This window comes from Lysobacter sp. 2RAF19 (assembly GCF_052115395.1).
GTDB lineage: Bacteria > Pseudomonadota > Gammaproteobacteria > Xanthomonadales > Xanthomonadaceae > Noviluteimonas.
Genome location: NZ_JBFRGO010000005.1, coordinates 65,103 through 86,601, shown reverse-complemented (window position 1 = coordinate 86,601; position 21,499 = coordinate 65,103). Strand labels below are relative to the sequence as shown.

Below are 21,499 nucleotides of genomic sequence, written 5' to 3'. Positions count from 1 at the left end.
CTTCGAACACTGCGGTCCATCACCGTGGCGCATCCCCTTCGCCCACGAGGACTGCGATGCCCGAGGTCGCCGACCCGGGCACCGATCCTGACCCTTTTGCATTGCTGTCGCTGCGCGTGGGACACGAACACGACCGACTCGTGCGCGTGCTGAAGGTGTATCTCAGGGTCACGGTAATCGACGTCATTGCGCTGGAGCACGCCGCAGCCGTCGCAAATTGGAAAGCGGTGCGCCGACTGGCCGAGCGCATTACCGAAGGATGTCGCGTCATCGAAGAACCGGCGGCGGCGGCGGTGTTCGCCTCGATCCTGGGAGCGACGTCGGACTTGGAGATTCGCACGGCGTTCTTTTTCGATTACTCGGTGCGGGCGCCAGAGTTGCTGGCCCTTTTGGAGAGGGTTTCGGATTTCCTGACCAGTGACCGCGTGCCAGAGGATCCCTGAGCTACGAAAGGAAACACGCCCACCGCCTCAACTGATTAATTCTCAGCTGCGAACCCCGCCTTCCTTTCCATATCCGTGCAGATGCTGGCCCCCTGCTCCTCGGATTCGACCTTTCGCCAACAAACCTCAAGCGCTGCATTCTTCGGAAGCATGTAGCGACCCCACTCATACCCCGATCGCAGAATCCCTGCTGCCTGCGGTGAATCTTGTGCGGCAGCTTTGCCAATCCAGGACATCGCTTCTTCCGAGGAGTATCGAGGAGGCTTCTTGGGCGACGCCGCTTCGAGCCACACCAGTGCCAAGTAGCCGACTGAAAATTGGTACTCGGGATCGCCCGCTTGTGCCTTCGGCAAGGCGAGGTCAATCGCTCTGCCGAAATCACCAGCTTGGAGAGCCTCGTCTGTCGCAGGCTCAAGTTGTTCGTCCGGAACCGCTCGTCCTCGATCAACGGCGCAGGCTGGAAGGCTGATTGCGAGCAGAAGGGCATACACAAATTGCTTAATGGCCAATTTTCCGAGGCAATACCCTGCATAGCTTTCAATGTTGTGACCGCCCCAATGTTGCAGAACGCCCGCTCCTTACGAGGAAGTGGTCTTGGAAAATATCGCCTTGCTGCTCAAGGTCATCGCTCTGGAGCGGCTTGCCCGACAGGAGTGGCCAATAGTCGTATGCACGATCCAAGGCTGCGCCGTAGACGTTGATTCCCTGCTCGTGCTGCCAAACGTGCGTCACTTCTTGAATAGACCAAGAACGGACCCCGGTCTCAGCTAACGAAAAGTCGTCAGCCACTCTGTCGTTCGTTCAACTTCAAGCACGACCAACTGTGCTCGATTCCGCCGGCGCTCCTCCAATGCACCTAGCACCCTGATCTCTATACATCGAAGCATCCTTTCCGATAATCGAGATTATCTGGTTCGCGGAGATTAGTCGTGTGATCTCAATTTGCGTTGGCTTCCTGTCAATACGGCGACTTGTAACAATCAGTTGATTACCTCTCAGGAAGAAATCTCCATTCGGGGCAAACTGATCAACGTAATCCCGGAAGTCACCCGCCTTGACATGAAAACTACTTGCGACGCTGCCACTTGTCGTTACGAACCTGACTTCCTTGTCACTCAATAGAGCCGCGTTATAGCTGTCAGGCACTTCGATCATGCACCCGCCAAAGGCGTAAGAACGCTTCTCCCGCTCCGCCATGGAGCCGGGTGCAGCACACGCTGTTAACAAACCTGCTGTAGCAAACACCACTGCAAACCGCATGAATTTAGTCCTCTAGCAAGTACACGCATCCGTTGGAATTGCATGCGATCTGCACATCTGGTGTTGCGAATGGATTGATCTTGTTCAGGAATGATCCAGTGTCGTATATCTTCCATCCGTTGCGGACAAGCGCCGGGGCACTGCTGAGTGTTAAACCAACCAGTTTGCCTCCAGCAAATTCGGCGATCTCGCCGGGGACGGATCCAGTTGATTTCACCAGCATATCTTTCAGGTTCGTGGACCACATTTCTGTTAGCGAATGCGAAATGTTTGCATACCCATAAGTTGCAGCAGCATCGGCGTCCGGGTCCAGACGCAACATGTCAGGGTGCGTTTCAAGCAACTCTTCGTTGGTCATCAGCGAATACTCTGCATGCGTTTTATGCGCCGCCCCTGAAATCGCCGCGTGTTCACGGGGAGATAGGTGCCTCTCGTCATTGAAGGCACGCCCAAACGCCGCGGTGATCGCACCATTCGCAAACTTCCCACCCGATAGCTCCGATGAAGTACCGCCTATGATCGCGGCGGCCGCGACGCGCCCCGGCGCATTACCGATACGACCAATCCCTGGCGCAAACGCCTGCGCTACGCCTGCCGACGCAAACCCATCGCCAAAGCGCCCGCCCTGCAAGCTCGCCATCACACCACCCGTTGCCCCATGCGCCAGCACCTTGGCGCCGTACGCACCCCAGGTAATACCTGAGCCGAATGCGTTGCTTGTCGAGGTCGCCTGTGCCCATTGCGCAGTGTTGAAGTAGGTCCCTACGCCGTAGAACATCCCCGCCGAGAACGCACCGTACAACGCGCCCTGCGTGCTGCCGGTGGAGATTCCACCCGCGGCGGCACCTGCACCTACGACGAAGACGAACTTCATTGACGGTGCGACATACGTCGCAACAATTGCTGCGGCAATCGTCACGGCGATGCCCAGCCACTGCCGCTCCTTGATCCCGATCATCCCGCTCGGATCGGTATACGTCAGCGGGTTGTTGAACACGTATGTGTACGCGTTCCAGCTCTGTGGATTGAACGGCGCTTGGATCACGGGATCGGGCTGCAGGAACCGCCCGATGTCCGGGTCGTAGATCCGACCGTTCATATGGATCACGCCGAGGCCGTCTACCATTTCATGGCCGGTGAACCCACGCGTGGTGAAGTTCGACTTGATCGTCGTCGTCCAATCCGGGTGCGTCGGATTGCGACGCTCACCGAACGGGTGGAAGTCGTGGCTTTCGATGACGGCGCCGGTGGCGTCAGTCACCTTGACGACGTTCCCCAGGCGATCGTGGAAGAGATAGCGCGATGTCACGACGCTGCCCACGATGGATTGCATGAGGACACCGCCGACGTTGCGTCGCGTCGTCACGACGCCGCCGTCAATCACGATCTCGACGTTGCCGAGGTACAGCGTGCGCCTGCCGCCATCCTCGCGCTTGTAGCGCTGGCCATCGCTGCCGTACCAGAAGCGCGCACGCGTGCCGTTGCCCAGGGCGATCTCGTGCGCCTGGTTGTCGGCGGTGTAGCGGATCGAGCGGTCGTTCGCGGTGCCGGGCAGATCGCGTAGTGTCTGGTTGCCGCGCGCGTCGTAGTGGTAGTTCGCGGTTTCGCCTCCGACCTGGAACTGCGCCACCTGATGCGGACCGCCTGCGCCTTGCGCACCTGTGCCGCAGCGTGCGCGCCCCGCATAGACCAGCGTGCGCACCGCGCCCTCGACCGCCTTGTTGCACGCATTGCCCAATGCGTCGTAATCGGCCGCGTAGGTGAGCACGCTTCCGCCACCCACCGATGCCGTACTGCGCGTCAGGCGATTCAGGCGGTCGTACTCGAACGCCTCCAGGTAGCGGCCTTCCTTCAACTGCGAGAGCAGGTTGCCATTGGCATCCCATGCGTACTCCTCGCCCACCAGGTGGCACGCGGTGTTGCCCGCGCACAGGGTGGCCAGGCGGCCGTTGTCGGAGCGGTGCGTGCGCACGATGTCCATCGCCGCGCTGTTGCCGCGGCGCTCGCGCACGGGCTTGCCCCAGACGTCGGTCGACAGCGTTCGTTGATACGTCTGCGCGCTGGCGGGACAGAGCGTCGCCGCATCGCTCGCGCTGCTCTCGCACACGGCCGCCGCCATGCCGCGCGCGTTGAACTCGGTGCGTGCCCAACGGCCTGAGGCATCCTGCACTTTCGCCGCACGGCCCAGCGCGTCGTACTGCACGGCAGTCACGTAATCGGTGCCGTCGATGGTGGTCGTGCTGCCTGATGGACGGCCTAGTCCGTCATAGCGATAGCGACGTTCGAACGACACGGCCAATTCGCCCTGGCCGCTGCCGGGGGTGTGCGTGTAGTTGCCGCCGATCATTTCGTCCGCGGGCGCGCCGACGGCGCCTGCCGTGTCGAACGCGAAGGTCGAGCGCGACTCGATGGTGCCGTCGGGCTGCCGCACGGTTCTGCGCCACGCGCGGCCGCGGGCGTCGAGGTCGTTCTCGATGCGGTTGCCGCTCGCGTCCTGTTGCGCGATCAGTTCGCCCAGTGCGTTGTGGGTGAACTGTGTGAGGCCGCTGTCGGGGTCGTCCTGCACGGTCTTGCGACCGAGCACGTCGTAGGTGAAGGCATTGACGATCTGTCCGCCGCCGGCATCGCGCACGATCCTGGCCAACGTGCCATCGGCGTTGTACGCGAAGCTTTGCGTGAAGCCGGCGGCATCGGTCACCGCGATCCGTTCGCCCAGGCCGTTGCGCGTTTCGGTCGTCGTATGGCCGCGAGCATCGGTGATCAGCGTGCGCAGCCCGGCGTAGCCGGTGGAGACGATCGCACCATCGGGCGATTGCACGTCGGTGGGCCGGCCCAACAGATCGACACTGGTCATGGTCGATGCGCGCCCGCTGCACTGGTTCGCCAGCACCGCGCTGTCCAGGCTCACCGACTTGCCCGGCAGGAAGAACGGATTGGAAACGCGCAGCGGCTGTCCGCTGGCATCGTAGGAAGTGCAGACAGCCACGACATCCTGTCCGGACACGCCGACGTTGAAGGTCTCGCTGGCCTGCAGGATCGGGCGGCCGAGCAGATCGAACCAGGTCCATTCCGTGGGCGCGGCATCGGACAGCGTGCGGCTGCGGAAGCGCGCACCCACCGGACAGGTCACGCCGCCGCTGCCGCACCAGCGATAGGTGGTGATGCGTTCGCTGCCGCCGTTGCCGGAACCCGGCACGCTGCCGGGCACCGTTTCGACCCAACTGTAATAGGCACGGCCAAGCGTGCCAGGAAGGGCAAGCGTGTCGACACCGTTGGCATCCTGCGCGTGCGCGACGCCACCGAAGAGGTCGCGCGCGAGCACGGTCTGTGTCGCGTGCTCGCCGTTGGTGAAGGGCTCGATCGTCGCGACCGGGAAGCGGCCCTTGCTGTCGAATTGCGTGCGCGCATAGCGCTGCACTGTTTCGGGCGCGCCGGGCTGGAACGCCAGGGCCTCTCCGCATCCGCTCGCGGGCGCGGCGCAGGCCGCAGCGACGATCTTGTTGCCGTAATCGTCGTACGTGAATTGCTTGCGCAATTCGAGCGACGTGTTCGGCTGCGTGCGCTCGGCGGTCAGCAAACCGGTGGCCGCGCCGCCCATCGCATATTCGAAGGCCGTCGTGCGCACCACATCCGCTGCTCCCGCGCGGCGGTGCGTGACGGTGGAGCCCGTCAAGCGGCCCAGGCGCCACAGGGCAGCGTTGTCGCCGTAAGTGTTCGCAGTGACGACGCTGGCCAGCGCGCTCCCGGCGGTGCCTTCGTAGGTATCGACGACCGTGGTCACCGCGTTGCCGTGGGTGCCGTAGTCGAAGGCCGTGACCACGCGGCTGGTCTGGCCGCCGACGAACGGATCGCGCAGCTTTTCCTCCGTGCCCGCGGTGCGCACATGGACCGGCGCTTGCACGCCGGGGGCGAAGGCCGCAACAGACGTCCCGTTGCTGTCGGTATCGGCTTCCCACAGTTGCGTATGCGCGGAGAACCAACTGCCGCCCAACGACGCAAACCCCGCACCGGGGGATGCGTAGCAGGCATTCGCGATCGGCTGGGCGATGCATCCCGACGGCGTGTAAGCCTGGTTCGCGACCATCGCCTTGGTGGTGCTCGCCGGCAACCCGGTGAAGGGGAAGTGCTGGTGGTAGGCCGTCGTGGTGACGACGTAACCGCCCGTGCGATTGGGATCGATCGTCGCGATTTCGCGGAAGCCGAGGAAGCCGCGCCCGCCGGCCTGTACCTTGGCGCCGGCGTAGCGGTAGTACAAACGCGCCATCGCATCGGGCGCGCCTGCCTGCGGCGAGGAACTGGCGGCCTGCGCGACCACGAAACTGGGCGCCTTGAAATCGCGCACGGGCGCGCCACGCCCCCAGTGGTTCGCATCGCGCGAACCACTGTCGGGCAGGTGGACACCGGGGTTGCTGAGCGCTGCGTACGTCAATTCCGTTCGCGCGCCAAGGCCATTGGTGATCGACACGATCGCATCGCGCGGCTTGCCGCGACTCGCGGCGTCGGGTTGTGCGAGATAAAACTCCGATCTGTCGTTGAACACACGGATGGCGAAATAATCCAACCCGCCATCGCCATCGAGGTCGGTGAACAGGTTCACCACGCTGCGCGGATCGCAGCCGGTGTTGAAGCAGGCCATCGCGTCGGGCACCGGTTCGACTGCACCCAAGCCGCCCGTGCGCGTGCCGTGTTGCACGTAATAGCGCGCCACGTTGTAGGCATCGGGTTGGATGAAGAGCAGGTCGCTGCGGCCGTCGCCATTGACGTCGGCGGTCTTGACCAATTCCGGCCACATGAAGCTGCCGAGCTGCACGGTCGGCAGGAAGCCCGCACCGGAGTTGAGCGCGTAGCGCCACAATCCGTTGGCGCCCGAGGCGATGTCGGTCAGGCCATCGCCGTTGAAATCCCCCAGCACGGTGTGCGCGCCATTGGCGGTGTCCAGTGGGATCTGGGTCTGGCGCTTGAACTCGATCGTGGTGGGCGTCAGTTGCGACACCCCGTAGGCGTATGCGGTCTGTGTCGATCTGTTCCCGTTGCCCGGCCGGCAGATGTCCTGGTCGGTGGCGTAGCACGCGACCTTCCACTGCGTCGTGACAGTGAACACCAGGTCCGATGCTGCGTCGCCGTTGAAATCGTTCAGGGCGAAGCGCCGTGGCTCGCGCAGGATCGGCGCCGACTCGGTACAGCCATCGACGGTGCCGGGCGGACATGACGGCGGCGGCTCGGCACGGAACGTGGCCCGGCGTTCGGCGCCCCAGCGCCAACTCGCGCCCGCGCGTTCCATCAGCCGCGCCTGCACGCCGTTGCTGTTGTAGTAGACGACATCGAGCAGCCCGTCGCCGTTCAGATCGTTCAACTGCGGGTGGAACGCCGCGACGCTCACCGGGATGTGGATGCCGGCCAGCAGGTCGACGTGCGTGTTGAACGGTTGCGAGGTGCGTCCCTGCGAGGGGTACAACATCCATGCGCCGTTGCCGGCGACGAACAGATCATCGCGCCCGTCACCGGTGTAGTCGAACAACTGCCAGCTGCCTTCGCCCAGGCCCGACATCAATTCGTTGGGCGTGCAGCCGGCGAGCACGCTGCCCGAGAATGTTTGCCTGCCGGCCCCATCGAGTTGGCCGAAGGCGACCATGACGTGTTCGGTCGGACACGTTTCGCCGGACGATCCGTCCTTGAGCCAGACCAGGTCCTGGCGGCCATCGCCATCGATGTCCCCGAGCTTGAGGCCCTCGAACTTGACCGTGCTGCCGAAATCGCCCGGATCCCAACTTCCCCAGGTGCTGAACACGTTCCTGGCGCCACTCCACGCGAACGTGGTCGCGGGCAAGCACACGCCGCGCGTGGAATCGCGGCATTCCTGCACGTGCGTCAGCAGGTCGGCGCCGCTGCCCGAAACGCTGGCGGCGTAAGTCAGTTGATAGAACCGCGCCTGGTTGGCGGTCCCGCACCCGGCCGCCGCGGAATTGCATGCGGTAATACTGGCCAGCCGCCGCGTTTGCGTGAGCACACCCCCGGCGGCATAGCCGCGACGCCACGCGTTCTCCGGATACGCCGCATAGTTGAACATCACCTTGGCGTACGGCGCAGACGCGCCCGTACTTTGCCCGGCCAATGCGACGCGTCCGGTGTAGCGCACCTCGCTCAGCAGATGCTCGCCCGTGCCCGCACCGGCAGGATCTTCGAGGTAGCGGTAGTCGATGTAATTGCCGGTCGAATCCTGGAAGCGTGTTTGCGCCCACGACAACGCGAAGCCGGTCTTGCCCGGCGCCGTGCTGTTGAAGTAGCCGTCGGGCCGGTTCGCACCCGCGTCGGAATCGCGATCGCCATACCAGCTGATCGAACCGTCCTTGCGCTCCACGGTGAAGAACGCCACGCCGTTCGTGCCACCGACGGGCGTGTAGGCGCACACGCGCTGGAACGATTCGATCTCGGTGCGCAGGTTGAGGACGGTCATGCCGCCGACGGCTTGGCACGCTGCCGCACCCGCGGGCGCAGGAATCACGCGCTGGCCATCGAGGCAATAGCGATCGTTTGCGCTGAAGTCGACCGGCGACGGCGTGCCATCTGTCGCCACGCCACCGACGATGAAGTCGCCCGCTTCTCGCGTTGCGCGACATCGGCTGATCGACGACGTTCCGCCGATCGACCAGCCCCGGCCGAGCGGACCGTCGCCACCCTGGCTCGAATAGCGCAGGCTGAGTTTCGGATCCACGCCCGCCGTCCCCGGCACGCCGTACAACGCAATGCTGTAGGTCGCCGCACCCGATTCGTCGACGCGGAACTCGGCCGCGGTGGCGCCGACACCATCGGACGCCGAATCGGGCGCAATGCTGCTGGCGCCGCTGCCGTCGCCGATCGTCGGCGGCGCAGGGGGCGCGACCGTGATGCTGGCGGTGGCCGACGTCGTCTGCGTTCCGCGCGTATCGACGGCGCGCGCAGCAATGGCGTGCGTGCCATCGGCCGGCGACCAGGAGAAGGTGTAAGGCGCGCTGGTGTCCTCACCGACCTTCGCACCACCGGCGAGAAACTCGACGCGCGCGACACCGTCATCGGAATCGCTGGCCGACGCGGACAAGGTCACCGTCGTGCCGCTGAGGAATTGCTGGCCATGCGTCGGTGCCGCGAGGCTCACGGTCGGCGCCGCGTTCACCGTTGGCGTGCCGTGCACGTCGACCGTGGACAGCGTCGAGGCACTCCAGCCGCCCGCCTTGAGATGGAACCGCGCGCCGCTTGTCCTGATCCACGACGCCGATGCAACGCCATCCTGCGAGCGCGCGAACAGCGTCGGATTGTTGCCTGCAAGATCCGTGACCCAGACTTCCGCGCCAGGCGCGCTGCTGTTCCAGCCGACGTTCACGGTACACAGCGCACCGCCCCATGGAATCGTGCAGGGATTGGGCGCGGCGGTGAGCGTCCCGGAGACGATGGCCGGCACCGTGACGTGGCCGGATCCGCCCAACAGCACCGGGCCGCCGACGGGCGAGAGCGCGTAGACGTACAGCGCCTTGCCCGGGTGTTGCGCGCGGAAGTCATCGAACAGCGGAATGTAAAAACGGTAGGTGCTGCCGGTCAGGTTGCATTGCGCCGCGATGGACGCCTCGCTCCAGCCATTGGCCTTCGTGCGGACGACGAAGTAACCGATACCGGCCGGCCCTCCGACATAGACATCGACATCGTTCGGCTCCACGCGCCCGGGCTGGCACGTCCAGCCATGCAGCTCGGCGTGTCCGTTGGCCAGCGCGACGCCGTCGATGTGGCCTTTTTTCGCGGGTGGGGGTGGGGGCTCTTCGTAGCAGTCCCAGTTGTAGCAGGCGACGTCTTCCCTGCGACGGAGCTCGGCCTCCTCGCTCTCCTGCGCGCTTTCCCCGCCACTCTGCGGCCCGGCCATCGCCGTCGGCGCAACGAGCGCGATCGCCCACGCGACCACCCAACCGCGCCACATCCCTGATGGCGCCCACCGCATGCGCATTCCTTGCGAATCCTTGCGACCTGGAAGAGGTCACAGGGTTACCCAGCAAGGCGCGCGCAAGTAGCGGACTTCATGGTTGATGCGGGACGAATTTTCTCAAGCGTAGCTAGCGAACGAGGTCGCCCGAATCGACGGGCCCGGTGTAACGCGCGCTCCAACCATCGCCCGTTTTGACTTGCACATTCGTGAAATACGCAGGCAAGCCTTCCTCCCATTGCGGCCCCGACTGCAACTGATAGTGCAGGTGCACGAGGAACGCATCGCCCGACATGCCCATCGCACCGATGACCTGGCCTTGCGCGACGCGCTGGCCGTCGCGCACGCGCACGCTGCCCTGCTTCATGTGCGCGAACAGGCTGTATTCCCCGTTGCCGTGGTCGATCAACACGTAGTTGCCGAGGAAAAGTGTCAGGTCCTTCATGATCGCTTCCTGCGCGAACGGCGGCGGCCCATCCTTGCGGTTGTCGCGCATGCCATCGCGCATCGCGTGCACCACGCCTGCGCCGGTCGCGTGCACCGCCGCGCCGTAGCCGAACCAGTCTTCGGGTGTCGCGCCGTCGGTGCGATACAGCTTTCCCGTCGCGTCGGCGATCGTGAAGTCGTGCGCGTAGCGCATGAAATTGGCATTGATGCCGAAGTGCGTGGTCATGCCGCCGGTGATGTCCAGGCGGCGATGGTGCGCGAGCAGATCGTGTCCGTCGTGCACGAAGATCTCGCCCTCCAGCGGCAGGCGCAATGCGGTCTTCGGTGCGAAGGCGTGCGGTGCGGCACGCACTTCGACGCGCTGCTCGGGGTCGTCTTCGCCCGCGCGGAACGTGGCGACGTAACGCAGGTCGCCGAGCCATGCATCGCCCGGGAACGATGCGAAGGGATTGAACACGACCAAGCGGCCCTTCGCCGGTAGTGTGCGATTGGCGAGGGTCGCGAGCGACATCGTCGTCGCATCGCCGTTGCGGTCCAGGCGCCGTTGCGAAAAGAAATGGCCGTCGCGATCGAACAGCGTCACTTCCAGGCCCGTCAGTTCCATGGCCCGGTCGCCATCGTTGGAGAACACGATGTCGAAGTTCAGGTGCTGGGCATCGCGCGTGCGATCAATCAGCGGCTGCGCGGGCAGCAGGGTCGCGGTGGGCGCGGCGGCCAGGGGCGCGGCGGCGAGCAGCAGGGTCAACAACCACGGGCGCATGGCGGTTTCCATCGAGGGGGCATCCCATCCGATACCGCCCCCCAGCCGCCGGTTGCACGACCGGCACACGATTCACATGGGCCGGTCTAGGATGGCGCGTCCCGCGGGATCGAACCTTTCGCGCCGCGCGGGCCATCCACCCCTCGTCCCCCGCCGAGCAAAGCCGCCATGTTCCTTCGATTCGCGCTGGTGCTCGCCCTTGGCCTCGTGTCGTCCCATGCGCACGCGGCGCAGGCGGTCTACGCGCTCGATCCGGTGCACACGCGCGTGATGTTCGCCGTCAGCCATGCGGGCTTCTCCAACCCGATGGGCACGATCTCCGGGACCACCGGCACGCTGGTGTTCGATCCCGACAATTGGGCGAGCGCGCGCGTGGAGGCGAAGATCCCGGTCGATCGCCTCGACCTCGGCGACAAGAAGTGGAACGACGCCGTGCTCGACCGCACCTTCCTGGATGTGAAAAAACATCCGGTGGCGACCTTCGTGTCCACGCGCATCGAGCCGGCCGATCCGATGCACGCGAAGGTCTTCGGCAATCTCACCCTGCATGGCGTGACGCGCGAAGTGCAGCTCGACGTCGTGTTCCACCAGGCCAAGCGCCATCCGATGCCGCCGTTCCGCCGCACCGCGGGGTTTTCCGCGACGGGCACGCTGAGCCGCTCGGCCTTCGGAATCACGTCGTGGAAGAGTGTCGTCGGCGATGCGGTGGAAATCCGCATCGAAGCCGAAGGCGCACGCACGCGCGAAGATGCGTCGGATGTACCCGCGGCGTCGACGCAAACCGCGCCGCCGGGAACCTCGACCCTCGCGCCGCCCTCCAATGCGACCGTCGTGCCCGCATCCAACGCAACGATCACGCCGTAACCTATCCAACCCTCGAATGAGCGCCGCCCCGATGCCGACCGCACTGCCCGCCCCGCGCCTGCGCAACGTGGACCGTTGGGGCGCCGTCAGCCAGGTGTTCCACTGGCTCATCGTGCTCGGCATCCTGGCGATGGCGATCATCGGCCTGACGATGGTCGAGATGCACAGCAGCCCGGCGAAGGTGCGGATGTTCGCGCTGCACAAATCGATCGGACTGACGATCCTCGCGCTGGTGACGCTGCGCCTGCTGTGGCGCCTGTATGCCGGTGCGCCGCCGGTGATCCCGACGATCCCGCGCTGGCAGCATGCGATCGCCAACCTTTCGCACATCGGCTTGTACGTGTTGTTGTTCGCCGTTCCGCTCAGCGGTTGGGTGATGAACTCCGCATCCGGTTTCCCCCTGTGGTGGTTCGGTTTGTTCCGCGTGCCTGCGCTGGTGGCGCGCGATCACGACCTGCACGAGCTGACCGAAACCGTGCACGAAACCCTGTTCTGGATCCTGATCGCGTTGGTGCTCGTGCACGCCGGCGCGGCCCTGTTCCATCATCTGTTCCAACGGGACGCCACGCTCGCGCGCATGTTGCCGCGCGGATGGCTCCACGCCCCGGACGCCAACGAGGAGCTCCGCCATGGTTGATCGTTCGTCTCGCATCGCGCTCGCCGTCGCGCTGGCCACGGTGTCCTTCGGCGCCCTTGCGCAGGAGTACGCGCAGGCCGCCGGTTCGTCGCTGCAATTCAGCGGGACCTACCAGGGCGATGCGTTCTCCGGGAGCTTCCCCGGATTCAGGACAAGCCTGAGCTTCGATCCCGCGCAACCGGCATCGGGCAGGCTGAACGTCGAGATCCCCATTGCATCGGCGACAGTCGGCAATGAAGAGATGGATCCGGAAATGCGCGGCGCGGGGTTTTTCGACGCTGCGCGCTTCCCGAAGGCGACCTACACGGCGACCGGCTTCCGCGCGATCGGGGGCGGCCAGTTCCAGGCCAACGGCACGTTGTCGCTGCGCGGCGTGAGCAAGCCGGTCACCCTCACGTTCACATGGACGCCGGGCGCCCAGCCCGTGCTGCAGGGCACGGCGAAGGTCAATCGCCTGGACTTCGGCGTGGGCGGCGGCGAATGGGCCGATACGAGCCTGTTGCCGAACGAAATCACGGTCAAGACGCGGGTGGTCTTCAGCAGCCCGAGGTGATCAGCCCACGAAGGCGCGGACGCGGTCTGCGTCGAAGGGCCAGTCCAGTTCGGCGTCGTTGAGCTCGTCGCGCAACACCGGTACGCGCGCTCCGTAGCGCGCTTCCAGGGCTTGGTCGTCGTCGATCCACACCGGTTCGAAGTCGGGCGTGCGCGCCGCGGCGAGCACCGCCAGGGCCTCGTCGCAGAGGGGGCAATCGTCGCGCTGGAACAGACGCAGGCGCATGGTGCTGGCGTTCGGGTATCGGAGCGGACAGGGGAATAGAATACGGGCTTCCCGCAAGCAGTCCCGTGAATCCATGGCCGTCAGCACTTTCGACCTGTTCAAGATCGGCGTCGGGCCGAGTTCCTCGCATACGGTCGGCCCGATGCGCGCGGCGTGCCGCTTCGCCGAGAAGTGGCTCGATGCCTCGGGCAAGCTGTCGCAAGTGGCGCGCGTTCGCTCGGAGGTGTTCGGTTCGCTCGCGCTCACCGGGCGCGGCCACGGCACCGACAAGGCCGTGCTCATGGGCCTGGAAGGCCACATGCCGAATCTGATCGACCCCGACGTCATCCCGCCTGCGCTCGAGCGCATTCGCGGCACCAGGCGCCTGAACATTCTCGGCAAGCACGAGGTGGCCTTCGACGAGAAGCAGGACCTGGTCATGAACAAGCGCCAGAAGCTGCCCTTCCACACCAACGGCATGCGCTTCACCGCGTTCGACGCCGACGGCAACGTGCTGGCCACGCGCGATTACTACTCGGTCGGCGGCGGCTTCGTCGTCAACCAGGACGAGGCGGCCGAAGACCGCATCGTGGCCGACACCACCGAACTCGCGCATCCCTTCCACAGCGGCGCCGAATTGCTCGCGCAAGCGGAGAAGACGGGCAAGACCTTCGCGCAGCTGATGTTCGACAACGAGCATGCGTGGCGCAGCGACAACGAGATCAAGGACAACCTGCGCGAAATCTGGCGCGCGATGCAATCGTGCGTGCAGCGCGGCATCCGCGAGGGCGGCACCTTGCCCGGCGGCCTGCACGTGCAGCGCCGTGCGCCCGCGTTGTTCGCCGAGTTGTCCGAGCGGCCCGAAGCGGCGATGCGCGATCCGCTCACCGTGCTGGACTGGGTCAACCTGTACGCGCTCGCGGTGAACGAAGAAAACGCCGCCGGTGGCCGCGTGGTCACCGCGCCGACCAATGGCGCGGCCGGCATCATTCCCTCGGTGCTGCATTACTACGACCGCTTCATTCCCGGCGCGAACGAACAGGGCGTGTTCGACTTCCTGCTCACCGCCGCGGCCGTCGGCATTCTCTACAAGGAGAACGCGTCGATCAGCGGCGCGGAAGTCGGTTGCCAGGGCGAAGTGGGCGTGGCGTGTTCGATGGCGGCCGCGGGCCTGACCGCAGCGCTCGGGGGGACGCCGGGCCAGATCGAGAACGCCGCCGAAATCGGCATGGAGCACAACCTTGGCCTGACCTGCGACCCGATCGGCGGCCTGGTGCAGATCCCCTGCATCGAACGCAACGCGATGGGCGCGGTGAAGGCGATCAATGCCTCGCGCATGGCGCTGCGCGGCGACGGCAAGCACAAGGTCTCGCTCGACAAGGTCATCAAGACCATGCGCGACACGGGACGGGACATGCAGGACAAGTACAAGGAAACCTCGCGCGGCGGCCTGGCCGTGAACGTGATCGAGTGCTGAGAGCTAGGAATGGGGATTAGGGAATAGGGAACAGAGGGCCGCCCCGAACGCGCCGACGATTCCCCATTCCCTATTCCCCATTCCCGCTTTCCCCGGCATACACTCGCCCCATGGCCGACGCCAAGGGGACGCTGCGCCGCTTCCTGCTGCTGACCGGGCTTTATTACGCCGGGGCGGTACTCGCGTCGCTATACCTGCGCACGCCCGACGACGTCACCCTGTTCTGGCCCAGTTCGGGCATCGCGCTCGCGATGGTGGTCAGTTGGGGCAAGCGCTGGGCGGTGGTCGTGCCCTTCGCGATCATCGCGCTGCACCTGACGGTGTTGCCGGTCCCCGTCACGTTCGTTCCCTATTCGATCCTGAGCAACACGCTCGCGGCCCTCGCCGCGGGTTGGTATTGCGAACACGCCAAACGCGCCGATGGCCTGCACCTGCGGACCTCCGACGGCCTGATGTTGTTGCGCAGCGGCCTGGTCCTGGCGGTGACGAGCGCGACCATCGGCACCGCGGGCCTGCTGCATGCCGGCATCACCGCGCCGGTCGACGCGGGGCGCGCCTGGTTGCTGTGGGCGCTCGGCGACGTGCTCGGCATCACCACGTTCGCACCGGTGATGGCGCTGCTGCTCGGCCCCGGCGGATTGCGCGAAGGCCTGTGGCGCGATCCGGTCGGCCGCCGCGAGCAGATCGTCTGGGCGTTCGCCCTGCTGCTCTCGCTGGCCGGCATCGTCAGCGCCGGGCGCACGGGCAATCTGTACGCACTGGGCCTGGTGAGCATGCCGCTGGCCCTGTTGCTGTGGGCCGCGGTGCGTTTCTCGCCGATGACCACGATGGTCGGCACCATCCTCGTGGTCACCTTCATCAGCCTGCTCACGGGGTTGGGGCTGGGCGGCTTCACGCGCCCGCTCACCCTGCTCGATGCCTCGGTGCTGATGTTGTTGCTCGTGCTGATCTCGGTGATCCCGGTGATGCTCGCGGTGGCGACCTACGAACAACGCCACACCGCGACCGCACTGTATCTGCGCGCGACCCGCGATCCGCTCACCGGCCTGCTCAATCGCAACACCTTCGAGGAACGTGCGCGCGAGCGGCTCGCCGATGCGACGCAGCCCGACCTGAGCCTGCTCTACCTGGACCTGGACCACTTCAAGCTGGTCAACGATTCGGCCAGCCACGTCGCCGGCGACGACATGATCCGCACCGTCGGCCGCATCGTCGGCGCGGAATTCGGCGACGAGGCGCTGGTCGCGCGCACCGGTGGCGACGAGTTCGCCGTGCTCGTGCCGGTGAGCGAATCGCAGGCGATCACCTGCGGTCGCCGCCTGCTCGCCTCCATCGACGGCCTGCGCCTGTCCTGGGGCGACCAGATGCTCACCGCCGCGGCGAGCATCGGCATCGCCCACAGCCACGCGCCGCATGGCGATTTCGACGTGCTGCTGTCGCATGCGGATGCAGCGTGTTTCGCGGCGAAGGAATACGGCGGCAATCGCCTGGTCGCCGCCTCGCGCGAAGGCGACGAACTCAAGTTGCGCACCGCGTCGATGCGTTCGGCCTTGCAGGTGCGCGAAGCGCTCGACCAACGCCGCTTCAGCCTGTTCTGCCAGCCGATCGTGCCGCTGGACCCGGCCTCGTCCATGCAACACAGCATCGAGATCCTGTTGCGCTGGACCGATGCGCAGGGCCAGGTGCGCGCACCCGCCGAACTCATCGCCGCCGCCGAACGCTATCGCCTCGGCCCGCGGCTGGACCGCTACGTCGTCGAAGCGGTGTTGCAGTGGCTCGAAACGCATCCCGAGCACGCGGCGAGCATCCACCACTGCGGCATCAACCTGGGGGGCGGCACCCTCGTCGACGAGGAATTCCACGACTACTTCGCCGCGCGCCTGCGCCACAGCAGCGTGCCGCCCGAGCGCCTGTGCCTGGAGATCACCGAAACCAGCGTCGTGCGCGACCGCGCGCGTGCGCAGCGCTTCATCCAGCGCATGCGCGACCTCGGTTGCCGCTTCGCGCTCGACGACTTCGGCACGGGCTTTTGCTCGTTCGGATACCTGCAACACCTGGACGTGGATTATCTGAAGATCGACGGCAGCTTCGTGCGCGATCTGGGCAAGTCCGAACTCGCCGACGCCGTGGTGCGTTCGATCACCGACATCGCGCACGTGCTGGACAAGCGCACGGTCGCCGAACAGGCCGAAACCCTCGCGCAGCTGGACAGCCTGCGCGCGATGGGCGTGGATTTCGCGCAGGGTTACGCGATCGCGCGGCCGATGCCGATCGCGACGTTCTTCGAGGCCCTCGCGCCGGCGAAAGTCGGTTGATCGCGTAGCGCGAAGACATCGTCGAGCATCGCCGCGGCGGTGATGTCGGCGCCCGCACCCGGACCCTGGATGACGAGCGGTTGTTTCGCATAGCGCGCGCAATGGATGGCGACGCGATTGTCGGTGCCGCCGCCGGCCGCGAGCGGATCGTCCTGCGCGAGCGTTTCCAGGCCCACGCGCGCGACGCCATCCTGCCAGCGCGCGACGAAATGCAATCGACCGTTGCGCGCTGCGTCCAGGCGCGCCTGCATCGGTGCGTCCAGGGCCGTCAGTGCGGCGTCGATGTCCGCGGCCTGCGCAAGTGCGGGCGGCACCAGCGATTCGACTTCGACCGCATCGCCTTCGAGCGAGACACCCGCCGCGCGCGCGAGGATCAGCAGCTTGCGGCGCACGTCTTCGCCCGACAGGTCGATGCGCGGATCGGGTTCGGTATAGCCCGCCGCACGGGCTTCGCGCACCAGCGTCGAGAACGGCACGCTGCCGTCGAAACGCGCGAGCAACCACGCGAGCGATCCCGACAACACGCCGGCGAAGCCATGGATCGCATCCCCGCCGGCCTGCAGCGCGCGCAGGCTGCGGAGCAGCGGCAAGCCGGCGCCGACGGTCGCGGCATCGCCATAGCGGGCGCCGCTCGACTGACAGGCGTGTTCGATCGCTTCGGCGCGCGCGAGTGGACCGCCGCGTCCCAGTTTGTTCGCCGTGACCACATGCCAGCCGCGCGCGAGCCAATCGGCATGACGCTCCGCGACGGCCTCGCTGGCGGTCGCATCGAGCACGACGTGGGGGGCCGCTTCGCGCAGCGAAGGGCCGACGGTGACGCGCGTGTTCGCGATGTGGACCAGCGCCAGGCCCGGATCGCCCAGTTGTTCGAGCCGCGCGATCACCGCGCGGCCCACGTTGCCCGTTCCCAGGAGCGCAATTCGGATTTTATCGGCACCGATCACGTCGCGACCTCGCGCCGCTGCTCGCGCACGACGGCGTGCACGCGGTCGAGTGCGTCGACGATGTCGGCGAGCAAGTCGTCCGCATGTTCGATACCGATCGACAGTCGCAGCAGTCCATCGCCGATGCCCGCCGCTGCGCGCGCCTGGGGCGACATCGCCGCATGCGTCATCGTCGCCGGATGCGCGATCAGGCTTTCCACGCCGCCGAGCGATTCGGCCAGCGTGAAGCAGCGCAAGCCGTCGAGGAAGGCGCGCACGGATTCAACGCCGCCCTCGAGTTCCAGCGACAACATCGCGCCGAAGCCCGACTGCTGGCGCTTGGCGAGCGCGTGCCCCGGGTGGCGCGGCAAGCCCGGATAGTGGACCGCGCGCACCACCGGATGGTCGTCGAGCAAGGCCGCGATCGCGTGCGCGTTTTCCTGGTGCACGCGCAGGCGCGCACCGAGCGTGCGCAGGCCGCGCAGGGTGAGGAAGCTGTCGAAAGGCGCGCCGGTGACGCCGAGCGCGTTCGCCCACCAGGTCAACAGTTGATGGTCCTCCGGCGTGCGGGCGATGACCGCGCCGCCGACGACATCGCTGTGGCCGTTGATGTACTTGGTCGTCGAATGCACGACGAGGTCGGCACCGAACGCGATCGGTTGTTGCAATGCAGGCGAGAGGAAGGTGTTGTCGACCACGGCGCGTGCGCCGGCCGCATGCGCGGCGTCGATCGCGAACCGCAGGTCGGTGACGCGCAGCAAGGGGTTGGACGGTGTCTCGATCCACACCAGCGCGGGCTTGCGCTCCAGCGCCGCGGTCAGCGCGCGCGGGTCGGACAGATCGGCGAGCACGAGTTCGAAATGACCCTTGCGCGCGAGCGCGTCGAAAAGGCGCCAGCTTCCGCCGTACGCATCATGCGTGGCGACCAGCACGTCGCCCGGCTTCAGGCACGCGTTGAGCACGAGCGTGATCGCCGCCATGCCTGTCGCCGTCACGACGGCGCCAGCGCCGCCTTCGAGGTCGGCGAGTGCTTCGGCGAGCAGGTCGCGCGTGGGGTTGCCGCTGCGAGTGTAGTCGTAACGGCGCTTGTCGTCGAAACCGGCGAAGCTGAAGTTCGAAGAGAGCACGATCGGCGGAACGACCGCACCGAACGCTTCATCGCGGTCGATGCCGGCACGCACCGCCACGGTGCACGGATGCACGACGCTCATGCGCACGCCTCCGTGCAACAGTCCAGCGCACGCGCCAGCACCTGCGCGATCGCGTCGGATTCCTTGAGGAAACCATCGTGCCCGTAGGGCGAATGCAACACCTGCAAGCGCACGGGCGCGGCGATGCCGGCGGCGAGCGCGCGGATGTCGTCGGGTGGAACCAGGCGGTCCTCGGCGAAGGCGACGAGCGTCGTCGGCACCTGCACATGGGAGGGGAGAACGTCGTGCAGGTCGATGGATTCGGACAAGCGCACGAACGCCGTCGCCGAGGTTTTCTGCGCCCAGGCCGCACCGCGCTCGGCGAGCCAGTCTTCTGAGGCGCAGCGCGCGCTGCCGCCGTCCACGATCGGCGCCGCGTCGAAGCGCGCACCGAATTCCTCGGGCGTTCGATAGCTCAGCATCGCGAGCTGTCGCGCGAGCGACAGGCCATGCGCTTCATCGCATTGCAATTGCCCGAGCGCGACCACGTTGCGTTGCAGCGCGCGCCATGCGCTTGCGAAGGGATGCGGGCGATGCGCGCCGGCGATGGCGACCAGGTGTTGGACGCGTGTGGGGTGCGATGCCGCGAAGGCGAGGCCGACCATCGCGCCGTAGGAGCAACCGACGATCGCGTCGAGCGTTTCAATGCCAAGTGCGTCGAGGACCGCGACGAGCGCCGCCGCCTGGTCGTCGGTATCGATCGGCGCATCCAGTGCGCCATCGCTGCCGATCCAGTCGAACGACACCACGCGATGCGCCGCCAGCCACCGTGCATCGGCCTGCGCTTCGAACCACCCGCGCTCGGCGAACGCTTCGGATGCGGCGACATGGCGATGGGCGGAGATGCCGCCGAGCACGGCGACGACGGGCAGGTGCGCGGCGCCGCGCGTTTCCCAACGCACGCGCACCTGGTGGGTGCCACCGTGCTTCAGGGTCAGGATCAAGGGCAATTCGCCGCGTTGCGCATCGGGAGCGGGTTGCGCAACGACACGCAGGACAGGCGGAGTGGCGAGGGTTCGAATCGCGGCGGCGGGCATTGCAACGCTCCTGGCAGTGGGATGCCATCGAGCGTTGCGGGGGTGGCGATGCGAATCGAAGGCCGCGCCATGGGGCGCGAGCGTCGATCCATCTGCCGGTGGGCGCGGGCCCCCGCAGGATTTGGCACCAACGCCCATCGCTTGCGCGATGTCGCGGTTGCCCCGGCGTCTGCGGGCCTGTCCCTCAGCCGGTCTCGATGGATGGCCGCAGGATGCCGCGCGATTTCCGGATTGTCAATCGCTTCATGCCGATGAAGCGATGCCTTATTGATGAGCGTGACGGGCGTGTTGCCAAGTCGCCTTCACGCTCGGCCATAATTCGCGCCATGCCTTCCTCATTCCGTTGTCTGCCCGTCGTCCTGGGCACCCTTCTCATCGCCGCTTGCGGCTCCGCCCCGCCCCAAAAGGCCACTGTTCCCGTCGATGCCGCGACCGTGGCCGGCGCGCCGGCGCCCGTGGAAATTCCCGAACGGTACGTCTCGAAAGAAACCCCCGCCGAGGAACTCGACTCGGTCGCCACCTGGCAAACCGCCGATGGCCCGACGTGGCTGATCGCGACGGGCAAGTCGTCGCATCGCCTCTCGGTCTACGACGCCTCCAACGGCACCCTGCTGCGCACCTTCGGCGCCGAAGGCAAGGGTGAAGGCCAGTTCGATCGACCGAACGGGATCGCGGTGTACGGCGATTACGTCTTCGTCGTCGAACGCGACAACCATCGCGTGCAGGTGTTGAAGCTGCCGGACTTCAGCTTCGTCGGTTTCTTCGGCGAGAAGGAATTGCGCAGCCCCTACGGGCTGTGGGTCAACGAGACCGAACCGGGCGAGCTGGAGGTCTACATCACCGACAGCTTCATGTACGGCAAGAAATTCGACGAAGTGCCGCCGTTCGAGGAACTCGACCAGCGCGTGCGCCGTTATCGCGTGCAGTTCGACCAGGCCGGCCGCCTGCGCGCCAACTACGGCGGCGCGTTCGGCGATACCAGGGAAGCCAGCGCGCTGCGCATGGTCGAATCCATCGCCGGCGATCGCGCGAACGATCGTCTGCTCATCGCCGACGAAGACAGCCGTCACGAATCCACGCTGCGCGAATACAGCTTCTCCGGCCAGTACACCGGCCGCAGCCTGCCGCAGGACAGCTTCGCGGCCGAAGCCGAAGGCGTGGCCCTGTGGACCTGCCCGGATGGCGGCGGTTACTGGATCGCGGTCGACCAGCTCGCACCGCTGACGTTGTTCCACCTGTTCGATCGCGTGACGCTGGAACCGCGCGGTACGTTCCGCGGCGATGTCACCGCACATACCGACGGCGTGGCCCTGCATGCGGCGGCGATGCCGGAATTCCCGGGCGGTGCGTTGTTCGCCGTGCACGACGACAAGGCGGTGACGGCATTCGACCTGCGCGAAGTCGCACGGCAGATGCACCTGGCGCCGGATTGCGTCGACTGACG

At 66.2% G+C, this 21,499-nt stretch carries 14 protein-coding genes, 1 pseudogene and 1 riboswitch; of the genes and pseudogenes, 7 read left to right on the top strand and 8 right to left on the bottom strand.

Annotation, left to right across the window (positions count from 1 at the left end; genetic code table 11):
• Positions 1-56: 56 nt before the first annotated feature.
• Complete coding sequence (locus tag AB4059_RS15630; protein ID WP_498980159.1) at positions 57-443, top strand: hypothetical protein; 387 nt, start codon at positions 57-59, stop codon at positions 441-443.
• A 35-nt stretch (positions 444-478) separates the two neighbouring features.
• Here AB4059_RS15630 and AB4059_RS15625 read toward each other — a convergent pair whose 3' ends face one another.
• From AB4059_RS15625 to AB4059_RS15610, 4 genes are all read right to left on the bottom strand, one after another.
• Positions 479-952, bottom strand: a complete 474-nt coding sequence (locus AB4059_RS15625; protein ID WP_498980157.1) for a hypothetical protein — start codon at positions 950-952, stop codon at positions 479-481.
• A 298-nt stretch (positions 953-1,250) separates the two neighbouring features.
• Positions 1,251-1,703 (bottom strand): hypothetical protein, encoded by a 453-nt coding sequence (locus AB4059_RS15620; protein ID WP_498980155.1) that lies wholly within the window; start codon positions 1,701-1,703, stop codon positions 1,251-1,253.
• 4 nt (positions 1,704-1,707) lie between these two features.
• Complete coding sequence (locus AB4059_RS15615) at positions 1,708-9,672, bottom strand: FG-GAP-like repeat-containing protein (protein ID WP_498980153.1); 7,965 nt, start codon at positions 9,670-9,672, stop codon at positions 1,708-1,710.
• Positions 9,673-9,778: 106 nt separating this feature from the next.
• Positions 9,779-10,867: a M23 family metallopeptidase gene (locus AB4059_RS15610; protein ID WP_498980152.1), complete on the bottom strand. Its 1,089-nt coding sequence runs from the start codon at positions 10,865-10,867 to the stop codon at positions 9,779-9,781.
• 156 nt (positions 10,868-11,023) lie between these two features.
• Between AB4059_RS15610 and AB4059_RS15605 the strand changes: the two genes are divergently transcribed.
• The 3 genes from AB4059_RS15605 to AB4059_RS15595 are packed head-to-tail and all read left to right on the top strand — an operon-like array spanning position 11,024 to position 12,909.
• Complete coding sequence (locus AB4059_RS15605; RefSeq protein ID WP_498980150.1) at positions 11,024-11,719, top strand: YceI family protein; 696 nt, start codon at positions 11,024-11,026, stop codon at positions 11,717-11,719.
• A gap of 16 nt (positions 11,720-11,735) precedes the next feature.
• Positions 11,736-12,356: a cytochrome b gene (locus AB4059_RS15600; RefSeq protein WP_498980149.1), complete on the top strand. Its 621-nt coding sequence runs from the start codon at positions 11,736-11,738 to the stop codon at positions 12,354-12,356.
• On the top strand, positions 12,349-12,909 hold the full coding sequence (locus AB4059_RS15595) for a YceI family protein (protein WP_498980147.1): 561 nt from the start codon (positions 12,349-12,351) through the stop codon (positions 12,907-12,909). Before AB4059_RS15600 ends, AB4059_RS15595 begins: the two co-directional genes overlap by 8 nt.
• Here the strand turns inward: AB4059_RS15595 and AB4059_RS15590 are convergent, their stop codons facing one another.
• Positions 12,910-13,134 carry a glutaredoxin family protein gene (locus AB4059_RS15590; protein WP_498980145.1) on the bottom strand — a complete coding sequence of 75 codons (225 nt, stop codon included), beginning with the start codon at positions 13,132-13,134 and terminating at the stop codon, positions 12,910-12,912.
• 73 nt (positions 13,135-13,207) lie between these two features.
• Between AB4059_RS15590 and AB4059_RS15585 the strand changes: the two genes are divergently transcribed.
• A complete protein-coding gene (locus tag AB4059_RS15585; protein ID WP_498980144.1) occupies positions 13,208-14,590 on the top strand; it encodes an L-serine ammonia-lyase in 1,383 nt (460 codons plus the stop codon).
• 110 nt (positions 14,591-14,700) lie between these two features.
• Entirely contained in the window at positions 14,701-16,905 is a 2,205-nt protein-coding gene (locus tag AB4059_RS15580; RefSeq protein ID WP_498980142.1) for a putative bifunctional diguanylate cyclase/phosphodiesterase, read from the top strand.
• Positions 16,906-16,910: 5 nt separating this feature from the next.
• Here AB4059_RS15580 and AB4059_RS15575 read toward each other — a convergent pair.
• The 3 genes and pseudogenes from AB4059_RS15575 to metX form a co-directional block, all read right to left on the bottom strand.
• A pseudogene (locus AB4059_RS15575) lies at positions 16,911-17,849 on the bottom strand (Rossmann-fold NAD(P)-binding domain-containing protein); the annotation flags it as partial.
• A complete protein-coding gene (gene metB, locus AB4059_RS15570) occupies positions 17,846-19,039 on the bottom strand; it encodes a cystathionine gamma-synthase (protein ID WP_498980141.1) in 1,194 nt (397 codons plus the stop codon). The gene metB and the pseudogene AB4059_RS15575, both read right to left, overlap by 4 nt.
• The gene (gene metX, locus AB4059_RS15565) at positions 19,036-20,055 is read right to left on the bottom strand and encodes a homoserine O-succinyltransferase MetX (protein ID WP_498980140.1); all 1,020 of its coding nucleotides are present in this window, start codon (positions 20,053-20,055) and stop codon (positions 19,036-19,038) included. The genes metB and metX overlap by 4 nt, the downstream gene beginning before the upstream one ends.
• 85 nt (positions 20,056-20,140) lie before the next feature.
• A riboswitch (SAM riboswitch) is annotated at positions 20,141-20,259 on the bottom strand.
• Between the two features lie 230 nt (positions 20,260-20,489).
• On the opposite strand from metX, the gene AB4059_RS15560 reads away from it, so the two are divergent.
• On the top strand, positions 20,490-21,497 hold the full coding sequence (locus AB4059_RS15560) for an NHL repeat-containing protein (protein ID WP_498980138.1): 1,008 nt from the start codon (positions 20,490-20,492) through the stop codon (positions 21,495-21,497).
• Positions 21,498-21,499 lie beyond the last annotated feature (2 nt).